Source organism: Mycoplasma sp. 5912 (genome assembly GCF_054353835.1).
The window spans coordinates 13,419-35,609 of the sequence record NZ_JBTHHI010000009.1 but is presented as its reverse complement, the minus strand read 5'-3'; the positions used below and the strand labels follow the sequence as shown (position 1 = coordinate 35,609).

The 22,191-nt window shown below is 27.9% G+C and carries 10 protein-coding genes; 4 read left to right on the top strand and 6 right to left on the bottom strand.

Features of this window, described 5'->3' with window-relative positions; genetic code table 4:
* Positions 1-448: 448 nt before the first annotated feature.
* The 3 genes from ACXYRP_RS03440 to pyk form a co-directional block, all read right to left on the bottom strand.
* Positions 449-1,189 (bottom strand): hypothetical protein, encoded by a 741-nt coding sequence (locus tag ACXYRP_RS03440; RefSeq protein WP_458615225.1) that lies wholly within the window; start codon positions 1,187-1,189, stop codon positions 449-451.
* Complete coding sequence (locus tag ACXYRP_RS03435) at positions 1,182-2,609, bottom strand: Eco57I restriction-modification methylase domain-containing protein (protein WP_458615224.1); 1,428 nt, start codon at positions 2,607-2,609, stop codon at positions 1,182-1,184. The genes ACXYRP_RS03440 and ACXYRP_RS03435 overlap by 8 nt, the downstream gene beginning before the upstream one ends.
* 165 nt (positions 2,610-2,774) lie before the next feature.
* Complete coding sequence (pyk, locus tag ACXYRP_RS03430; protein ID WP_458615223.1) at positions 2,775-4,208, bottom strand: pyruvate kinase; 1,434 nt, start codon at positions 4,206-4,208, stop codon at positions 2,775-2,777.
* A 256-nt stretch (positions 4,209-4,464) separates the two neighbouring features.
* On the opposite strand from pyk, the gene ACXYRP_RS03425 reads away from it, so the two are divergent.
* The 4 genes from ACXYRP_RS03425 (at position 4,465) to ACXYRP_RS03410 (ending at position 8,544) form a co-directional block, all read left to right on the top strand.
* Entirely contained in the window at positions 4,465-5,307 is an 843-nt protein-coding gene (locus tag ACXYRP_RS03425) for a MurR/RpiR family transcriptional regulator (RefSeq protein ID WP_458597863.1), read from the top strand.
* 79 nt (positions 5,308-5,386) lie between these two features.
* Entirely contained in the window at positions 5,387-7,381 is a 1,995-nt protein-coding gene (locus ACXYRP_RS03420; RefSeq protein ID WP_458615222.1) for a PTS fructose transporter subunit IIABC, read from the top strand.
* Complete coding sequence (locus ACXYRP_RS03415) at positions 7,368-7,649, top strand: hypothetical protein (RefSeq protein ID WP_458597859.1); 282 nt, start codon at positions 7,368-7,370, stop codon at positions 7,647-7,649. Before ACXYRP_RS03420 ends, ACXYRP_RS03415 begins: the two co-directional genes overlap by 14 nt.
* The gene (locus ACXYRP_RS03410; RefSeq protein ID WP_458615221.1) at positions 7,642-8,544 is read left to right on the top strand and encodes a type I phosphomannose isomerase catalytic subunit; all 903 of its coding nucleotides are present in this window, start codon (positions 7,642-7,644) and stop codon (positions 8,542-8,544) included. The genes ACXYRP_RS03415 and ACXYRP_RS03410 overlap by 8 nt, the downstream gene beginning before the upstream one ends.
* Before the next feature lie 26 nt (positions 8,545-8,570).
* Here ACXYRP_RS03410 and ACXYRP_RS03405 read toward each other — a convergent pair whose 3' ends face one another.
* The 3 genes from ACXYRP_RS03405 to ACXYRP_RS03395 form a co-directional block, all read right to left on the bottom strand.
* Positions 8,571-9,578 (bottom strand): ABC transporter ATP-binding protein, encoded by a 1,008-nt coding sequence (locus ACXYRP_RS03405; protein WP_458613941.1) that lies wholly within the window; start codon positions 9,576-9,578, stop codon positions 8,571-8,573.
* Complete coding sequence (locus tag ACXYRP_RS03400; protein ID WP_458615220.1) at positions 9,578-17,587, bottom strand: ABC transporter permease; 8,010 nt, start codon at positions 17,585-17,587, stop codon at positions 9,578-9,580. Before ACXYRP_RS03400 ends, ACXYRP_RS03405 begins: the two co-directional genes overlap by 1 nt.
* A 181-nt stretch (positions 17,588-17,768) precedes the next feature.
* Positions 17,769-22,118: a hypothetical protein gene (locus tag ACXYRP_RS03395; protein WP_458615219.1), complete on the bottom strand. Its 4,350-nt coding sequence runs from the start codon at positions 22,116-22,118 to the stop codon at positions 17,769-17,771.
* Between the last annotated feature and the right edge of the window lie 73 nt (positions 22,119-22,191).

The window sequence follows — 22,191 nt, the reverse complement described above, 5'->3', positions numbered from 1 at the left end:
TTTTTAAGGATATAACTTAGATTTTATTAAAATACACAAGAATTTTTATAATGTCAATCTCTCATTCCTTCAATTTCAGAACTTCATTTATTGATGGTTTTAACTGAGTTATTCAAAGCTAACCCCCTCTAACTTGCTAAATTTGCATAGAAAACAACTTGTATTAAAAATACAAGCAGTTTTTGATTTTAGCAAGTTAAAATATTTAATTACACTTCTCTATATATATATATATATGAGCAGTAGTTATAAGTTTCATATTTTAACTTCCTTTCTAGCTATATGTATTAAATATAAGTTATTTAACACAAAAAATATTTATATAAATTATAAACTAAAATTTATAATTTGGCTGTTACATTGCATAAAAAGTAAAATTTATGGTAAAAAGTTTAAACATAAGGTATGTTATAAAAACAATAAAGAAATAAGAATTTAGTGTTTATTATTAAATCGAAAGGATGTGAAAAACAACTTTTTGAATAAATAATTCATAATCATTTATTATTAAATTTGAATCTGTTTGTGTATTTTTATCATATGAAGATATTTTAGAGAAGGAGAATTTGTTATTATGTTTTATATCAAGGAAAAATGTAGAAAAAGTTTCATAGTCTTTAAAATCTATATTATCATAATTAAAATTAATAATACCGATAAATATTTTTTCAGGAGAATGAAAATATATTTTTGTATTATCTTTACCTAATATTCTGTATTTTATTAAGTCATTTTCAGTAACTGTTTCTCATTTTTTGATAATACCAACATTCTTAGAAAAGTAAGGAAGTTTTTCAGGTATAAACAAGATTTGATAATAAGGAATATTTGCACTTTGGATGTTTGCTACTTCCCCTAATAAATTTTCAAAATAATTATTTTTATTTTGTTTAAAATTAGACATAACAAATTTTATACCAACTGCAGCGATATTTACATCGTTTTTCTTTATCAATATATCAACTGTTTTATCCATATATCTACCACAAATCTTCTCTTCTTTGCCGTCTTTTAAATCTAATGAAACAACTTTGTAGATATCATTTTTATCTTTAAGTTGTTTTAATTTGTTAAATATATCCTTTGCGATCTGACTATGTAAAATTCTTAGCTTCCTATTACTTCTTGAACCATTGATAATATAAGAAACAAAACTCTCTTTTAAAATTTCTAAAATCTTATTATTCATTATCATCCAAACTTTCTGCATATAGTTTATAACATATATATTTTTTTAAATCACTAGTTGAAAAGGTGTAATAACCTCCGTTTTTGTATTTACCTAATATTTCAATGTATTTAATAAAATATTCATTTAATATTTCTTTTATCTTTTTAAAAGAAATATCTCCGATTATGTAAAGTCCAGAGTAAATTGCAGTTCCAGGATCTATAATATTTAGTTTAATATCTTTTTGTGCTTTTATCAGGGTGTTTATAGATATTTTTTCCTTATATACATCTTTTATAGCCTGTGTCCTTCCAAAACCATATCAGATGCCATTTTTTTCTATACTTCGTGCATTAAGAACATCCTTGTTGTATAAAAAATAATTTTGCAAATTCTTTTCAAAAGAAGAAAAATTTTTTAAATTACCATTGATATCATAAGGAAAGATTATACTTTCATAATTACCTGTCGAAGCTTTGTATGCAGGGATAATATATTTTGAATCAAATAAAAATTTTTTACTAATAAATATTTTATCAGCAAGAGTTGCTATTCCGTTTTTTACAAAAAAGTTTTTGCATTTTTTATCCGGAAATGTTATTATCTTCTTAATGGTGTTTAGATTTTCAATGTTCGAAAAATAGAAGTTATTATTAATAAAATAAATACTTGGACTTAATTCAGATATAAATTCTTTTTTACCCAAACCTAATCATTGAAAATATTTAGTTGTTTCATTCTTTTTGGATTTATTTAAGGTAAATATACCAGTATATGCAGTAATACCTTGAAAAGGTTGATAATGCTTAAGGTTGATAAAACTTTCAAAAAGTAAATTATCGATAATATATTTTCTGAAATTTGTTCCTGCTCTACTATTTGTTATAGATGTAGGTGTTATATAACTTAATATTCCAGTATCATTAAGCATATTAATTCCTATTTCATAAAAAACTATAAATAAATCTGTCATTCCTTTGCTTGAAAACTTCATCGCTTTAACAGCGTCATAATTTTCTGCAAGATTATGGATTCTAACATATGGAGGATTTCCGACAACATAATCCATTTTATTGTTATATTTATCGATTTGTATTGAATCTGCATTTAATATATCTCATCAAACTTCTTTTATTCTTCTTTCTTTTAAAATAGAATCTAAATTATTTATACATTGTTCAACTTTATCTGTTTGTATCTCGATACCGTGTATGTATTTAGATAAATATTTTTCTATATTATCATAGCTACCGTTTTTTTGATAATAAGCATCACAATACCGATTAACAATTTCTTTTAAGAATGCCCCATCACCACAAGAGTTATCAATAATATGTTTGTTAAGAATAGTGTCATCTTTATAAGATATATTATCTAGCATCATATCAACAACATTCTTGGGTGTATAAACTTCTCCTAAATATTTTACTTTGCTCATATTTTTATTTTATCATTAATTAATCATTCTTATATAACAATGTTAAGTGAATTAAAATATATAAAAAAGCAGAGTATGGTGATAATGTCATACAAAAACACTGTGTATTACGATACACTGTGTTTAAATTCATCTAAGTATAATGTTTTTTAATTATAAAATTTCTTATTCCACTGTATGTTCGGTAAATTTCTCGTTTTCTACTACTAAGAATTTATCACCTTTTTGAATTCCGTAAGGAACTAAGGCTAATTGAGCTTTATTATAATCCGCCTTGATTTCATTAAATAGTTTCTTTGAATCTACTGATACAAAGACACCTGAGTAGATACCGAAACCATTTATAAGTTTTTCATTATCTACCAATCCAATAGTAATTGTATTAGGACGGAACTTAGAAACATGTTTTAAGAGATGTCCAGTTCTTGAAAGAACTACAACATATTTATAATCTCCATCTTTTACTTTTTTTGCTATGTGGTAAGCAATTTGGGTTCTTTTATCGTGTTGATTAGAGTTATTTCAAACACTTTCAAGTTGTCTTCCGTAGTAGTGTCTAGAATAAAATTCTTTTTCAGCACGTTTAGAAATATTAGTCATTGTTTTAACAGCTTCAAGAGGGAATGATCCGTTTGCACTTTCTCCTGAGAGCATTGTTGAATCGGTTCCTAATTCAACTGCATAGTAAACATCTGTAACTTCTGCTCGAGTTGGGTGTGGTGAATTTTCCATTGAATCCAGCATTTGGGTTGCTACAATAACTGGTTTACCTGCTTCCCGACACTTACGAATAATTTTCTTTTGGTAATATGGGACATCGTAGTAAGGGATTTCAAGACCTAAATCACCACGAGCAACCATGATTCCATCAGATTCCTTGATAATATCATCGATATTAATGCATCCAAGGTGTGATTCGATTTTTGAAATAATTTGAATGTGACTGCCCCCATTTTCATCTAAAAGTTTTCTTAGATCTTTTACATTTTTTGCTGTATTAACAAATGAAGCTGCTATATAATCAACATTTTGTTTAATCCCAAATTTAACATCTTCAATATCCTTTGTTGATAAAAAAGGTAGTGAAAAGTCTACACCAGGTAAGTTAACACGTTTGTTGGTTTTAACTTTATGAGTATTTTCAGCACGAACTTTTACAAACCCAGTTCCTACCTCAATTACAACAGTAGTAAGTTTTCCATCATCGATTAAAACTTCGTTGCCCACACATAAATCTTGCGACATATCGTATGCAACTGTTATTTCAGTTGGAGTCCCTTCAAAAGTTGCATATTTATCTGCTGTGGTATGAATTAAAACTTCACTACCAGCACTTATCACTTGCACCCCATCTTTCATTTTTCCGATTCTGATTTCAGGACCTTTGGTATCTAACATTAATGAAATTGGGATATTTAATTCTTTAGATACTTGTTTTGCAAGATTAAATTTATTTAATTGTTCTTCATATGAACCATGACTAAAGTTTGCTCTAATGGTTGAAGCACCATTTAAAACAAGAGAACGCATCATTTCCAAATTATCGCTAGAAGGACCGATTGTAGCGACTAATTTTGTTCTTTTGTCGGTTAGTTTCATTTAATTCTCCTTGTTATTGATATATTATTTATTGTACCAAAAATATTATATTTTTTTAGAAGCATTTTTGCTTTATTGCAAATTTATGCAACTTTTTGAACAAATATAAATATAATTTTGTGTATTTTTTATAAGATTATGTTTATATACGGATGTTTTTGCTATATTTTGTAGTAAAAAATTTAAATTTGCTTAATTTATTAAAAATATTTCCATAATCACATTAAAAAAGCAAAACTTGCAGTAAAATTACATTATGAAGCAAGAATCAACATATTTTTCTAAAAGACAACTTGATGAATTAACTAAAACCGAAATGAATTTAATTGAATTTGCATCGTTATATCCTGATGAGTTTTATAAATCATCAATTAAACAACTTAGTAATAAAACTGATATATCTATTTCGGTAATATCAAAACTAGCTAAAAAGCTTAATTTTGATTCATTAAAAGATATGCAATTTTTTGTTTATCATAATTATTTAAATACTGATTTAAATTCCAATGAAAAACAAGATTATCCAAAATTTATTCTAAAACAGTTGTTTTTGTTTTATAAAGAAAGTATTTTTCGAACATCACATTTAATCAACTTAAATGATGTTAATAACTGTGTACACAACATAATACAATCAGATAAAGTATATTTATATGGAGCAGGTAGTTCTTATTTGTCTGCATCTGAATTAGGAATAAATTTGCAAAAAATAGGTGTAAATGCTATTGCATTTAGAGATTTTCATTCACTATTATTGATTTCAAGTCAAAAAGATATAGAAAATAAATTTGTGGTTTTGTTTTCTAAATCGTGTGATACCAAGGAAATTAAATTTGCAGTTGATTTATTTATGCAAAACAATATTAAATTCGCACTTATCAGTGCAAATAAGCAAGCAAAAGAAAAATATGATAATGTAATTTTGTATTCGACGCTGGAGCAAAACAAACGATTTATTTCAATATCATCAAAAATTAACCAACAATTTATTGCTGATTTAATTTTCTTGTTAATTTCACATCTTAAAGTTAAAAATTATGATTCAAAATATGCTGAAAATATAAAAATTCTTAATGCATGAAATAAAAATAATTTCTAATTTTTAATTCATATAGAGAAATTTTTTTCTTTTATCCTTCCTATAAATAACAAAAGATAGAATTATTACAGGAGGAAAAATGAAAGTATTTAAATCTGAATACATCTTTATAGATAAATCATTTAATGATAAATCAGAAGTATTCAATTTCATCGCAAATAAAGCAAATGAACTTTCAATTTCAGATTCTGTTGAAAAAACTTTTGCTGCATTACAGCAGCGAGAAAAAGAGTTTTCAACAGGAATGGAAAAAGGATTTGCAATCCCTCATTGTCAATCTGAAAGTATTTTGCAACCTGCTTTGTTTTTCATTAAATCAAAGACACCAATTTCATGAGATACCTTAGATAAAAGTGATGTACATAATATGTTTGTGATTTTGATTCCAAACGAAAATAAAAATAACTTACATATGCATACTTTAGCTAAGGTTTCTACTATTTTACTTGATTTACAAACAACCGAAGAACTACAAACAAGTAATGATGTCAGCCGAATATACAATATCATCGATTCGTATTTAGAAAATAAAGATTTAGCAACTACAGCATCAAAACAGGGCAAAAAAGTAATCGGAATTACATCTTGTGCAGTCGGTATTGCTCATACATATTTATCAGCAGAAACACTACATAATAAGTTAAGTGAATTAGGATATCAACCTAAAATAGAAACACGTGGATCAGTCGGAATTCAAAATCAACTTACACAGCAAGACATCAAAGATGCAGAATTTGTAATTATTGCTTCAGATGTTAAAATTCCCTTAGAAGATTTTGATGGTAAAAAAGTCTATGTAACATCAACAAAAGAGGCAATTCACAATCCAGATATTGTTATACAAAAAGCATCGCTGGCACAAATCTATCATAATGAAAATAAGGTAGAAAAAAGTAAAGATGATACCAAACAAGGAGTTTTAAAGCATATTATCAAAGGGATATCATATATGATTCCGTATGTTATATTTGGTGGTATTATGATAGCGATTTCCTTAGGATTAGGTAAAGCTATTTATGGAAATAATACATCTGCTCCAAAAGGAGATTTCCTATGATGGCTGCTTGAAATCGGGGTTGTTTCATTTACCTTGATGATTGGTGCATTAGGTGGATATATAGCATATTCAATTGCAGGACGAGCTGCAATTATGCCTGGTTTTGTAGTATCGTTTATTGCTAATAAAAATGATTTATTCTTTAGCATAGGTGGAATTTCAGCAGCAACCCCGATGGGGTTTGTCGGAAGTATTCTGTTTGGATTATTAATAGGTTATACTGTTAAGTGAATTGCTAATTTAAAAATTCAAAAATCAATTTCTGCTATTATACCTATGTTTGTAATACCAATCGGAGTAACTTTATTTTACTCTATGCTTGTAATTTTTGTCATAGGAGCTCCAATAGGTTATGTGATGGATCGCTTTATTGAAGCTTTAAAACATATCTTTACAAAAGATTCTAACATCGGAATATGAATTGCATTGTTGCTTGGTATTTTATTAGGAGGAATGGCTGGTTTTGATATGGGTGGTCCGATAAATAAGGTTGCATTTTTATCATCATCTGCACTTGTAACACAAAGTATATTTGAACCTATGGGTATGGTAGGTGCTGCAATTCCTGTTGCTCCACTTGGAATGGGTTTTGCTACCTTGATTTTTAGAAAGAAATTTAGCAATAATGAAAAATCACTGGGTGCATCAGCTATTTTGATGGGATTTATTGGTATTTCAGAAGGGGCTATTCCATTTGCTGTTGCTGATCCAAAAAGAGTTATTACAGCAAATGTAATTGGTTCAGCAGTAGCAGGGGGAATTGCAGGTGCTTTATCAGTGACTAATGCAGCAGCGCATGGTGGACCAATTGTAGCAATTTTAGGTGCAGTAGGTTCGAATGTACACGGAACTGGACTTGGTATTCTATTTTATTTTATTGCTATTATCATCGGAACTACTATTACAGCATTAATTTATGGTTTTTGAAAAGACAAGGAAATTAACAAGGATTCTAAGTTTGCAGCAGCAATAGCAAAAATAAATTTCTGAAAGAAAGGTAAAAATGCTAAAAACTAAGTTTTTAAAATATAAAGATTGAATAATCCTATATACTATTATTTTTGTTGCAGTAGTCTTGCTAATTGTAGGTATCACTTTAACTGCTCTCGGAGCACCAGAATATAAAATATTTGTTGCTAATGCAATTACAAAAGGAAAAAGTGTTATAAACATTTCACAATTTATCTATGGGATATTCTTGTTAGTTCTATCAGGATTATTACTTATTTTATTAGCATTATTTGCTAACTCTGCTTTTAATAAGAAATTAAGAAACAATGAATAAAATTATCTTTTTAAAACCTTATTTTAAACAAACATTATGAGCTAATAATAATATTAAACAAATGTATCGTTTGGATTTTAATGCTGGTGAAGCGTGATTGATATCAGCAATCAAAGATTGTGAATCTGTAGTTGCACATACAAAGCAAACCTTAAATGAATTTATCAAAAGTCATTCAGAATTTTTCGGTTTAACAAAAAAGCAAGCTCAATCATTTATATATCCGAATTTAACTAAGTTTTTGGATGCGAGGCATCCATTAAGTATCCAAGTACACCCTGATGATAACTACGCAAAAGCATTTGGTTCATTAGGTAAAAATGAGTGTTGGTATGTTTTAAAAAACAATCATCAGCCCTTTATTTTAGGGACGAATACAGATCAAAAAGAAAAGATATCTAAATCAATTAATTCTTCGGATATTGAACAATATTTAAATAAAGTGGGTTTGCAAATCGGTGATTTTGTTTTTATTCAAGCAGGATTAGTCCATGGAATCCCATCTGAAACAATGGTATATGAATTACAACAATCTAGTGATATTACATATCGGCTTTATGATTACCAAAGAGTCGATGAGAACGGAAAAATGCGACAAATACATAGCGATCAATCACTAGAAACGATGAAATTGGAACTTCAACCAAAAATTCAAAAATACCAAAAAAACGCCTTATATAATGCGGCAAACTTTAATTTATCGGTATATGATTTAAATAATGAAGAGATAAAGATCAAAAACAAAGCAAAGCATTGTTTGGAAATAGTTGTTTATTCAGGTATTGGTTTTATTAATGATGTTACTATAAGAGCAGGGGATGTTTTACTTGTTAGTTATGCTTTAAAAGATGTATTAATAAAAGGTTCTATGAAAATATTTATTAATGTGTTATAAAAACCTATCCATAAAGATAGGTTTTTTTAAGTTTCTCAGTTAATTGTGGTTGGGTCAGTTGGATTTGGATTGATTTTAGTTCGTTTGATTTTTCCATCTTGTACATGGATTACTCGATCTGCAATTGCTTCAATTGCAGGGTTATGAGTAACCATAACTATGGTAGTTCCATATTTTTTATTAATGTTAAATAAATATGACAGCACAATTCCTGTAGTTTTTTCATCCAAAGCAGCAGTAGGTTCATCAGCAAAAATAATAGCTGAATTTTTTGCTAAGGCACGTAAAATTGATATCCGTTGTTGTTGTCCACCCGACATCTGTGATGGGTATTTATTCATAACTGATTCCATATCAAATTCTTTAAATAATTCGTTGATATCAAGTTTTTTATCTGGATCTTTTTGTAAATAAGCACCAGTTTGCACATTATCATAACCAGATAGGTTTTGAAGTAAGTTGTAGTTTTGGAAGATAAAACTTACATTTTTTCTTCGAAATAAAGTAAGTTTTAAATCACTTAAATATGGTAGATTTTCATCACAGACAATTACATCTCCACGAGAAGGTCGATCGAGTCCGCTGATTAAGTTTAGCAAGGTAGACTTACCGCCACCAGACTTACCAAAAATCATTATAAATTCACCTTTTTTGATGTTTAATGAAACATTCTTAAGTACACGGGTTACTTTATAACCAGATAAATAATATTTTGAAACATTACGAACTTCGATGATATTATCTTCAGTGTTTTTTAAATCAAAATGTTCGTCCCTAGGGCGTTTTTTATTTGCAGCAATTTTTAAAATTCGAGCAATTTTACGATCTACAATCATTTCCTTAGAATCGGATTCAGCATCAAGGATTTCAAAAACATTTTTACGGTTGATTTTAACATCAGAAATTTTTTTAGAAATTGTTGCAGGTTCTTTGGGTTCTTGCATAATTTCTTGAGTTTTTTCTTCAGATTCAATGATTAACTGTGTTTTTGGTTCTTGATCATTGTTTTGCTGATTTGGTTGTTTTTGTTTCATTATTTACCTTTCAATAAGTCAATTGCCTTAATTTTATTAATGTTGTATCAAGATAGAATTGCTGTGATTAAGAATACACCAAATATGATGGAAGCTGTGAAAATAAAGTTTAATGGGGTAATTGATAAAGGGATAGCAATAGCAGCACCAGTAGTAAGGAAGTTAGCAAAGAATACCATTAATCCATAAGCAAAAGGAAGTGAAATAATAATAGAAATAATAATAAATGGGATATAGATACCAAAGAACATTTTAAGTTTTTCCTTGTTATTGTATCCTAAAATAGATCAAATTGCGATGTTCTTCTCATTTTCGTTAATTAGTATGGTTGAAATAATAATAAGAATTATTATCGAAATTAAGAAACTAAGGATGGTAATAATTGTGACAATGATTTGTACAGTTCTTGAAATTCCTTGTGTGAAAGAAATTTCAATTTGTTTTGAATCAAGTCCAGTAGCAACAGGGATAAAGAGTTGGTTATCAAATTCTTTAGCAAACTTTTCAATTTGTATGTCTGCTAAATTACGTTGTTTTTGATAAAACTCTTGTAAAGGTGTATCCTTAGGATTATAATCTGGATCTAAGAATTTGGCTATATCTAAGTCACTATATCCCATCGCAGCCATTGCTCCATCAGCAGGAGAGTTCTTAACTGTGTTTTTTGAACCGAAAATTCCATCGAATAAGTCTTTTTTGTCTTTTTCTGTTATAGATTTAATAGAAAAAGAAGCAATCGATCCAGAGTAACCTGAAACAGAGTATAGGTTAGCAGATCAAATAAGTTGAATTGGTAGTGGATTAGTTGAAAGAATACCATTAAATTTGTATGCATCATCATTTTGACCATTAAATTCTTTATCGACAAGTGAATCTAAACCAATCAGCATATCAGCAGCTTTCTTAGGGATAATGAATTCATCTTTGATATAAGTTTGATTGATTGCTTTAACAACAAAGTGATATTTATGTGGTGTTATAACTGGTTTTCCTAAAACTTTATTAATACGATTTTGGTAGCGATAGACAAGGTTTTTAGGTTCTAAATTAAGAATTGAACCAATTGCTAAATGGTACTTACGTGCCGAAACCTCGTTTATAACAAGCGGGATATCTTTATTCAAATCAAAATTATTGTTAGCAAAGTCATTATTGATTTCTGTTAATAAGTTTTGATCACCGTTTTTAATAGCGATTTCTTTAGAATTAGGACGATATCCATATAGACGTATTTTTTCACCATTAGGTAGTTGACTATCTACATAGGTATATGTTTCATCATATCTAGGATCAAGATAAACTCCATTGAAAACGATGTCAAAATCATATATACCTTGTTTTGCTAGTTGTTCATAACCATTTACCAAGAAAGCACGATATTCATCGCGGAAATATGTGGTTTTAATAACATTGTGATTATATTTACCATCATCATCGCTTCAGTTCATTACAAAGAATTTTCCATCGATGATGTTATCTGCACTTGGAACATATAAAAAGAAGTTATTTAAACCAAGTTGATGTGCTTTTTCGAAATCAACATTATTTGTTTGTTTGCCGTTTTCAACTTTGAAAGGGAGTCCTTTTTGTGTTTTAGTAAGTGCATAACCAATTTGATCACGACTTTGGATAATTCTGGATTTTTGTACATCAGGCAAGGATTGAAATACAACACTGAATGGATCAATAGAAATTGACGAATCAATTTTGATATTAATTGAAAACTGAGTAATAAGATGTGGATCTTTGAATGTAGGTTCTCCGTTTTTATTTTGCACATTAATAGCAGTTGAATAACCATTTTTAAAGTAATCTGCTTGATATGCATTAAGTTCTGTTGCTCGACCAATTGGAACATAAAGTGAGTTCTTTACATCTTCTGGATTTAAAATCTTTAATGAACCCCCTTCAGTAGTTGGTGTTGTTAAGTCTATTTTATAGTTATATTTGCGGTTTTCGTATGTTTTATCAATTGTTTTATTGAAGATTCCAAAAGTTGCAAAACCAAATGAAGTAGTAATAGATGCTAAAATAACTGATATTCCAAAGGAAGCAAGTTTTCAAAAACTGTTAAATATAAGCGATGCACCAAATTTAGTTTTAACACTACGGTTTTTAAATACTTTAATATATTTTTGATAACTTTCACCAGTGCTTACATCAACAATTCCGGACATTAAGTCAATTGATTTATATCTTAGCGACCTTAATGAGACAACGATGATTAAAATGGACATTGCAAGCAGCGGCACTATAATATTAACTAAAAAAGAAATAATAGAGAAATTAAGTGTTTCTATCGGAACAGTTCAATAATTATCAAGGATTTTTATTGCAAGTGATTGCATCGAAAATCCAGTGATATACCCAAGCAAGTTTCCGGTAAAAATGGTAAAGAAAGCAAAGGTTGTCATTGAAAGTGAAATTTGAAGTGGTGTATATCCTTGTGCAACCAAAATTCCAATAACTTTGTTTTTGTTTGCGATATATCTTTTGATAATAAATGTAACTGAAATGGTTACTAAGAAAACCAAAATTGCTAGAATAACATTTGAAACATAACTAAGGGTGGTGATAATAGTTTGAACTGAAGAAATACGGATGCTACGCTCCGGGTTAATCGGGTCTAATTCATTATATAAATATGTTCTTTGTAACTTCGATGTGTCATCAATTTTACTTTGTACATATTTTTCAATAATGTTTTTAAGTTGTTCATTGGTATATTTAGAAGTGTTTTTAACTGTTAAATATTCTTTAACTAAACTACCACGATAAGCTTGATGAATGCGATCGAATCCTTTGTTATTTACATAAACAATAGCTTGAGATTTAGTATCTACTTGTAAGTTGTTTTCATCTAAGACAGGATAAAAGTAATCAAAAGAGATGTCATCACCTATAATTAAGTATTTCGAACCATTTACATTAATTTTATATTTTTCAGGTAAACTGTCGATTAATTGTAGCATCTCAATCGGATTAACTGGTAATTCACCATCATAAATTTCTTTATGATTATGCAACATATATGCATAATTTACTTTTGCTAAATATGAAGTAGATTGGTTAAATACAAGAATGTTGTCAATTTTATTAAACCCAGTTAGTGAGTTAAGTAACTTAAAGAAAACATCACCAAGGTTAATATCAAAAAACTTGTATTCACTTGGATTTTCAGTTACTGCATTAAGGATGTTCACAAAGAAGTCATTATCAATAGAAATTTCCCATACAAAGTCATTTTCAATAGAAGGGATGCTACCACCAATAACTTCTGATTGTGAATCATTTACATTACCACTTTCTTCATTTTTATTTTTTACCACTAATGGAATACCTAATAAAGAATTGATAAATTCATAGGTATTTTCTTTACCTGAACTAAGAAGTTGTTCAAAGTCGATAATCTTATTAATTAAAAAGTATCCAACATTTGAATCATTTTCAGATGGTTTTCCGATGTTGTTTTTATCAGTTAGTAATCAAATAAGTGCTTGTGGATGTTTTCGGATTAATATTTTATTGGTAATAAGCGGTGGTATCCCGATTTGATCGAGAAATTGTAGGCTTGATGAATATTGGTTAAAAAAGTTGTTAATTAAATAATAATGTTTAATAATATCATCGGTAATAACTTTATTAACAAAAACGTCCTGCATAGTAGCAAATAATGTATTATATTTTAATTTGATTCCATCATATTCCGTGATTTCTTTATCAAATGGTGCATATTGTTCTTCTGAAGCAATATATGAAAAAAGTTTTGTGATTTCATATGCATATGTACTTAAGAAGTTTTCAAATTCAGGATTTTGGTCAACAATATTTTGTAAATCTTTGTTAGAATATTTACCATTTTTATCTTTTGCAAAGAAAAGTCTTTGCATTTGTTTTGGATTTGCAAGCGAACGAGTAATACCAAATTTTGTATGTTCAGAACCAACTATATTCTGAGTTGAAGGTAGAAAGAGTTCAAAACTATTAAAAGAATCAATAGTGTCTTTTTGATTTGCTAGTGCTAGTAAGTCATTAGCAAATTTTTGTTTTTGCTGTAAACTACCATTGATTTTTGGATTAAATAATTCTCATCATACTTTTAAAAGTGGAAGAATATCAATAAGGTAGTTATAATCTTTATAATTCAAAGTTAAAAGTTTTGAAATAACACTATATGAAATAGTTAGAAAAACATTTGAATCTAAATTAGGTTCTTGATTAATATATGCATTAGCAAGTTTGAAAAAAGAATGTAATGAATCAGATTTTTTGCTTGTTTGTTCTCCAAAAGTATCAAAGAAGTAACGTCAAATTTGGACAATGTTATTAATTTGTTCCTTGTTTCAAACTTGATTTTTATTAGTTAATCCAAGATATTTATATGCAAGAGACAAAATATTACTTGGTATTTTTTGTCAATCGATACTGTTTAATTGTGAGATGTTTTCAATTAAGGTGCTTAAGTTTGGTGTGCTTGCAGCTGGTTGAGTTGATGTATTTTCTGTAGCTTGTGAATTGGCAGGTGAGCTAACACTACCTTGTAATAAATCTAATAAATCAAAAAAATCTAATTTATCATCATCTTTTGCAGGGATAGTAACATATTGATTATCACCTATTTCAACACTCTGTCCTTTAAATGAAAGATTTAACATCTTAGCTAGTGCAGTCTTGATGACACGATCGGAACCTGGAACATTAAATCATGCTTTTAATGTGGCATAAGTTAAATCACTATTAGTTAAATATGAAAGTGCTTGATATTCTTTTAGTTTAATAACATTCTTTTGAATATCTAATTCTGATCGCTCTGTTTCAAAATGAGAAATTTTTAGGTTTTCTTCTAATGTCTTGATAAACACATCTGTATCAAATGCACGAATAAAGAATTTAATCCCGTTTAAAAATCTTGTATAGTCTTTGGATTTTCCGTCATCAGAAAGAAAAATAATATCAGTGAGTTTTTTAACGAGGTTTGTACTTTGTCCTAATATCGAAGTGAAAATATTATTTTTTTCTCCGATATTAAGAATAAGTTGCGGGTTGATTGTATCGAGAAGAGAAATTAAAGCAGTTTTAAATTGATTTGAATCAATTGATTTTAAAAGTGCAATAATAATATCAAAAATACTTAGTTTGTGTTTACCATCTTTGCTGTGTGTATCAGGGAATGCAGGATTTTTGATAGTTTTGTTATATGAAGTTTCAAAGAAATTTTGAATAATATCGGTAAACTTTTTAAAATCAATAGTCTTAATTATATTGATAAATGCTTTAATAGTAGCTTTTATATCATTTGAAAAATCGATAAATACATCTAAATCAAAAGTGTTTTTTATATCTTTACCTGTAATTAAATAAATAAAATTAAAAAGTTTTTTAATTTCTGTTTTAATAAATTCTTTTGGTGTTTGGTGGTTTTGTTCTGCTTTTTCGATTAAAGAATAAATTTTTTCAAAGATATCAACGAATAACTTTTTAGCAAAATCACCATTTGGATCGTGTGACATATAATACAATCCGTCTAATACAAGTTTTGGCAAAATATTAAGGTTAATTAATCCACTAGAGAAGATAGAAGCAAAATCGTTTTTATCAAATGTATATGTTGCTGCTTGAACAATAGAATATATAGTTTCTTTTTGAATAAAACCTTGAGTAACTAAGTCAGTGTTTAATAAAGCTTGTTCAATACGTTCAACACCAAGTTTCAGTGATTTTTCAGCAAATGCTTGGTTTAAGACATCTGTTTGCGGAGCCCTGTATCCAAAAGGGATATAAACAGTATTAGAAAATTGATCAGATTTTTCTACATATGAAGAAGTATTCAATTTAACCTGAACGGTAAGATTGTTTGTAGTTAGATAATTTAATATTTTATCAATTGGGACCTTACCATTAACAAAACCAGGTATTTCTACATTGATTCAATTTAAAATCTTTTTATTGGAATTATAAACAGGTTTAGTTAAATAAAAATCATTTTGATTCAATCATACAAAACCTAAATTAATAAATTGGTTATATTGATCATCTCTTAAATCATCGCGACCTTGATAACGTGTTAGATGGTAAATTTTTTGATTTTCAATATTATGAATATCACCATTTAGCGAGTTAACGATTTCTAATGGAGCATATTCGCGATCTATATGAATATATTTGTCAATGGGTTCGACATTAAATCTGAGTTGATCAATAATTTTAAAAGCAATAAAAGGGTTTACTTCTTTTGTTTTAAAAAAAGAAGAAATTTGATTATTTGAATTATCGCCTTTAATATTTAAAATCTGTGTTGATCTACTTTGCTCATTAATTAATTTGTCGATGTTATTAGCAATACCATTAATTTCTTGATTCCTATCACCTATATTAACAAAATGAAAAACATTTTTTCCACTATCTTTTTCATCAAAAGAATCAACTGTTATGCTTTGACGAATCCCGATATCAGAAGCAGGAACATATTTTTGTATTTGATTATATATTTCGTGCTTAACAATATCTAAAGCTCCGTTTTTTATAATATTGAAACGATCCCCTAAAATATTTTTGTTAATTAATTCATTAAAATTAGTTTCACCAATAATTCGGTTTTCAATTTGAGCAATGGTTTTTGGTTTGTCAAGAATAAAAAGAATTTTTTTAAAAGGTGTAGGTTGATATTCATCAGGAGCTAATGAAAGTTTACTATGGTTTATTTCATCTAAGGAAACAGCAGGATTGTTACTTCTAATTAAACCCTTTTGTCCTAATTTAACATCATTTTGTGAATCAACAAAAGGGATGTTATAAATAAGAATTTCCTTTTCTCAAAAACTAAAGTGTTTTAAGTAACTTGGAACTTCTCCATTATTTTGTTGGATTTGATTTTCTAAAAAGGTTCGATATGATCCAGTTCACTTTGATTGATTTTCTTTATCGTATGTAATTTCATATTCTTTACGTAAGAAAAACGATTCAGTATGTCGGATTTTGGCTCATTTATTCGGAATAAGATAATCAGCATTTTTGGTAAATTCAAATTTTTCTTTTTTTGATACAGCAAAAGATGGAGAAGAAAATAAATCTGAGTAATTAAGGTTAGCCTTTATTTCTTTACTTATATATTTTGTAATATCATCATCTTTATTATGTGTATATAGTGTAGGTTTATTTGAACCGTCAATAATATATACATACGGATTATTCCCTAAAGGTACCAAACCAAGCAACTTTGCCAACTCATTATTTTCAACCTTAACAACTGCATCAGTTAATTCTCATTGTTTTCCTTTAACAAAATCAAAGGTGGCCTCATGTGTATCAGCATTAATATATAAAGCAGATAATTGTGAAAAATATATATTATTTTGATTTTCAGAGTTAATAAATGCAATATCAGAAAACTTGTATTGTTTATCAAGGTGAAATTTATCAAAAATATGTAGTTCTTTTGTAACAACACTTTGAGAAAAACTACCATCATCATTTTTTTGGTAAAGATTAATCAAATAATTCTTTTTAAAATGCATCTTCTTTTGTGGTTTTGTATAATCTAAATCCAAAAATTCTGAATCATCTGATGCTGAATATGTATTGTAAAGAGTAGAGAAATCATTTTTGAGAATATATTTATGCTTATCACTTTTGTCATTAAAGAAGTTTGAAATATTTATATAACGATCAGTTATTTCGTTAAAATCGATGATTTTCTTATTTGAAAATGCATCGTCTGAGACATAACGAATTCCTTTGTCATAACCTGCACCACCAGTAAATTTGGTTTCACCATTGATATAATATCCATCATTAAATGCTTGTCCAGAAGCAGGAAGGTTATAATCAACAGTTAAATCGTGTGCAACAGAGATTTTTTTATAGTTATTAAATTGAGTTCGCATCGCTTTTGATGTATCATATAATACAGTAAAAATACCAGATGTTAAAAATATAAGAATACTTAAACCAATAACAATGGCTTTGTTTTTAAATAGCGATCGAAAAACTTCTTTAAACAAGTTTCACATATTTCTCCTACCTTATTATATAAACTAAAATAATATAATAGTTTAATACAAAGTATTAAACAATTATATAATATTTTTAACAATATATTAGTTTATTTTTTCACTACGATAAAGCAGGATTTGTAAGAAAAAAATCGGAAAGTAAAACAAAAAGTCGCAGTTTAACCTACAACTTTTTGTTTTACTTTTTATCTGGATAAAGATTACTAAAACTTTGTGGATATAAATATGCCATTTTTGAAACAATTTCTTTAAATGATTGTGGATTCATATAATCTCCACTTGCACCTCAGTATTGGTATTCTTGGGTATCGAAAATAGAGAAATTACTTGATGATCATCTACCACCCTTAGCATCCAAACCAACAATTTTACCTTTTGAATCATATATACCACTACCAGATGAACCATTAAATCAATCGTAATCTTTAACTTGTCCTCATATCGCAGGACGCTGTGTGTTATAATTTGAAACAGAATAACTTGTTTTTATTGGATTATTTCCAATAAGATATTCGCGGTATCTTAAACCAGGTGCAGAATCTGCATTACCATTTGCTCGGTTTTTTGGAAGGGTAGCCATATAAAAGTTTAAGTTATCGAACGAAGAAACATATAATGATAATGTTGAAAAATCGATTGGTTTAAGGTTTTGAAAATCTAGAAAATGCTTGATAGCAGCTTTTTCCTGTGTAGTTAATTTTTTGTTATCGTGTGTATAAGTATCTAAGTTTTGATAATTAAAATGTTTGAAAATAGGGGTAAAATCAACTATTGCAATAATTGTATCAACATTTGCTTTGTTATTTTTGTTGTGATCACTAGTATTTGGATCTTTGCGATCAACTACTTCACCATCGGTGTTTTTAAATTCATCATAATCATTTGCAACATTAGCAGAAAGATCTAAAAAGATTTTATATGTAATACCTGCTTCATTTTCAGGAATTTTAAAACTATAAATATTACCAGTTGGATTAATATCACCTGTAAGTTTTGTATCGTGATAAAAATCTTCATTATTGGTTGAATTTATATGTGTGTATACAGGTTGATATCTATCAACTGAGTTAGGAATAGCAGGACGATTCATTAAAGTTGGTGCAATAAGTTTTGCATCATGCACCGTAATGATTTTTGCACCAGATGCATCGGTAGAAACTTTATATAAATCCTTATTTATATCAGATGTATTTGTATGTCATACATGATAATTAACAAATGCATAGAATCTATAATCATCTTTTTTGTCGCTTACTTTACCAATGATGTTTCAGGTTCCATCAGCTTGATGGTTGATGCTAAAAACTCTACTTCTAGCTTCTTGGATAGGTGCTACATTATCTTCTTGATATAATCTTTTGCTTCGTTCGTTTTCTTTCGGTGAATCTTGTAAGAAGTTTGTAGTTGGTTCTCCATGATCTGTTGAATCAGCAAGCACCTTAACATCATATTTATCGATGTAACCTTCTGATGATGTTAAAATAGAGTTTTTATCAATTTGATGTTTTTGTTTAAATGTTATTTTAGGTGTGCTATCAGTTATACTTTGAATTCAATTAACAAAAACATCGACACGGTTTATAAATGCTGAGCGACTGTTTGAATGATTATGCATTGATAAGATGTTATTAAATTTGGTTCCGTTTTTAGTTTTTAAAACAAGTTTGAGTATGTTGTTTTCAAAGTGTAAAGCAAATGTTACGTTGTTTTTAATTTTAACAAATAATGCTTGCTGTAAGGACTTTTTGCCTGAAACATAATCAAACATAAAATCAACATTTGATACATGTTTATGTTCTTTAATATTTTTTAAGGAAACAGGAACAATAACCTTAGAACGAATATCTGAAACTTCATTAATATCACGATATGCAGCAGTATTCATATCTAATTCAAAAACCAATCAGATGATAACATCTTCATCAGGTACTCCGTTTGTATTGATTTCACTAAGATCTTGGGTAAATGATGCAGATGTCTTATCTTCATTGATTTTGAACAATGAGTTTTCAAGATAATTACGTGTTTTAAATCAATGAATATTTTGTTGTTGATTATTTTTATATAAAACAAATTTTGTTTCCCTCTTACTTTCCTTAGTATTTGGATATCTATGGATAAAATTATAGAAGTTATTATTATAGTCTAGCAAAGTGTTGAAGTTTTGTGGAGTAAAACTTATTTTGGTGTTTTTGTTAGCTTTCTTGTTTTCAGCAACTAAATCAGATTTACTAATAATTCCAGTATTTTTTAATGTTCCTGTACTTGTATCGCTTCCACCTGATAATTGGTTTTTAAAGTCAATACTTTGATTTCAGTTGAAGTTGTATGAAAAAGCAATGTTTTTAGATGCTAAATCTTTTCTTTTTAAAAAGTTTACATTACTACCTGAATTAACAACATCGAGATATTTAAGTTTATATTTAATTTGCTCTTGAAAACCAGATAAAGAGAATTTATGCAATTGATTAAAAGGGATATAAATTTTCTTAGTTGCTGGTATAGAGTTACCAGCATCAAAATTTTCGTCTGCATTTAAAATTTCACTTTGACCACCACCAAAAATATCAAGTGTACTTGAACTATTTGTTGATTTCTTTTCGTTATATACTTGTTTTTCAACATCAAAAGTAAGTACAAAAACTTTCTCTGAAAGAATCTTTACTTGATCTGATGTTCAATTAAATGCAGCACTACCAAAAATTTCTTTGCTACTTTCGTTTTTATAAACAGTCAAACTAGTTAAATCGAGTGAATTTAAAGCACTTTCTGGTAAACTAAATTTATATTTTTTTTGTAAACTAAAAGGAACTTTATAAGAATTATTAAAGGTTGCTTCGGTAATAACATATTGATTTTGATAATTGCTTAATAAATTACTTTGAAAAGTTCAATTACCTGAATTTTTGGTTAAATCAATATATTTACTCCATTTATTGTGTTGGTCAAAACTTTTAACTAAAACTTTTGCAGTAGTGATGCTTGCATCATTAAAAGTTATTGTAATGGTTGAATTATTTTCGGAAATACTTGAAATATCGGTTGTTTTTGCCAAATCAATATGTAATGTTGATTCGGCATCATTAGTTGTACTTTTAGCAGTTGGTGAAGCTAGATAGTTAAAATATGTACTTCAGTTATCTTTGCTATTTAAACTGCTTTGTTCTAATTCAGAAAAGTTAGTAGAATTATGAATATTTAACTCACTACTTTGGATAGCATCTGCATTTTGTAAATCAAATGCATTTCCATAATCGCTAATTTGCGCTTGAATTTGTGGAGTTGTATCTTTTGATGCTTCTGCTTCTTCTTGTCCAGCAGAAAGGGTATAACCAGGATTTTGTGAACTTTGTGAATTGTCTGGTTCACTTGGTTTATTTACAGGTTTATTTTCATTATTATCCTTGTTATTTTGTCCGCTGTTATTTGTTTTACTTGAATCAACTAAAGTTTTAAAACTAAGGTTTAATGAACCATCAGCAACTTTAAGTGATGTATTGTCATATTGAATTTCTGTGATTTTGTAATTTGTATCTGAACTTAAACCACTTAAACTAACAATAGCAGTATCTAGATTATTAGTATCAAGTTGCTTAGAGATTGTAAAATTATCAGAAGGATTTAACGAAATAGATAATTTATTTATATTAAAATCTGAAATATTATTTAATTTAATTTTTAAGGTTGCAGATGTCGAAGTTATATTTTGTGTCGAAATGTTATTAATAGATATTGTGGGTTCATTTTCTTTTTGTGGATTTTGGTTAGAGTTATGTTGCTCTGGTTCAAGGGTTTTGAAAGTAAAATCATTACTATTATTATAAGTTGATTTTATTGAGACATTATCATATTTTATATCTGAAATGGTATATTGGGTGTTTTGATTCAATCCACTGATATGCACGATAACCGAATTTGGATCGCTGCTATCTATTTGTTTGCTAAATGATGCTCCATCAGATGGGTTTATGGATACATCTAACTTATTAACTTCAATATTAGGAACATTTGATAATTTAACAGCAATATCTACAGAATTTTTTGTAATATTCAGATGACTTATATTGACGATGTTAGCATCAGTTTTTGATTCTTTAGGTTTACCATCACTTGGATTTTTATCAGATGGAGTTTGATCATTATTGTTTGTATTAAGTGTTTTAAAACTTAATTGTGACTTATTTATACCATTAATATAAGATATATTATTTATAGATATATCGGTAATTTGATAAGAAAAATTACTTTTCAAATGATTTAATTGCACACTAATGGTATTTAAAGTTACATTGTTTTTAAAAGAAACATTTGTTATATCATTCAAAGTTAATTTAAATTTAGTTAAATCAAGATTTTTTGATAAATGATTAAACTTAATATTAATTTTAACTGAATCAGAAGATAAATTTGAATAACTTATATCTAATACTTTAGCGTTTTCAGTTGTAGTTTGATTAGAACAAGCAACTGCGATTGAAAAAGATGAAGCAAGTAAGATAGAAGAAAAAAATTTCATTTTCTTTTTCATAAAAACTCCTTTATATCTTTATTCTACTACTTTTTATAGTAATATTTCAAGTATTTGATTGTAATATTTTACC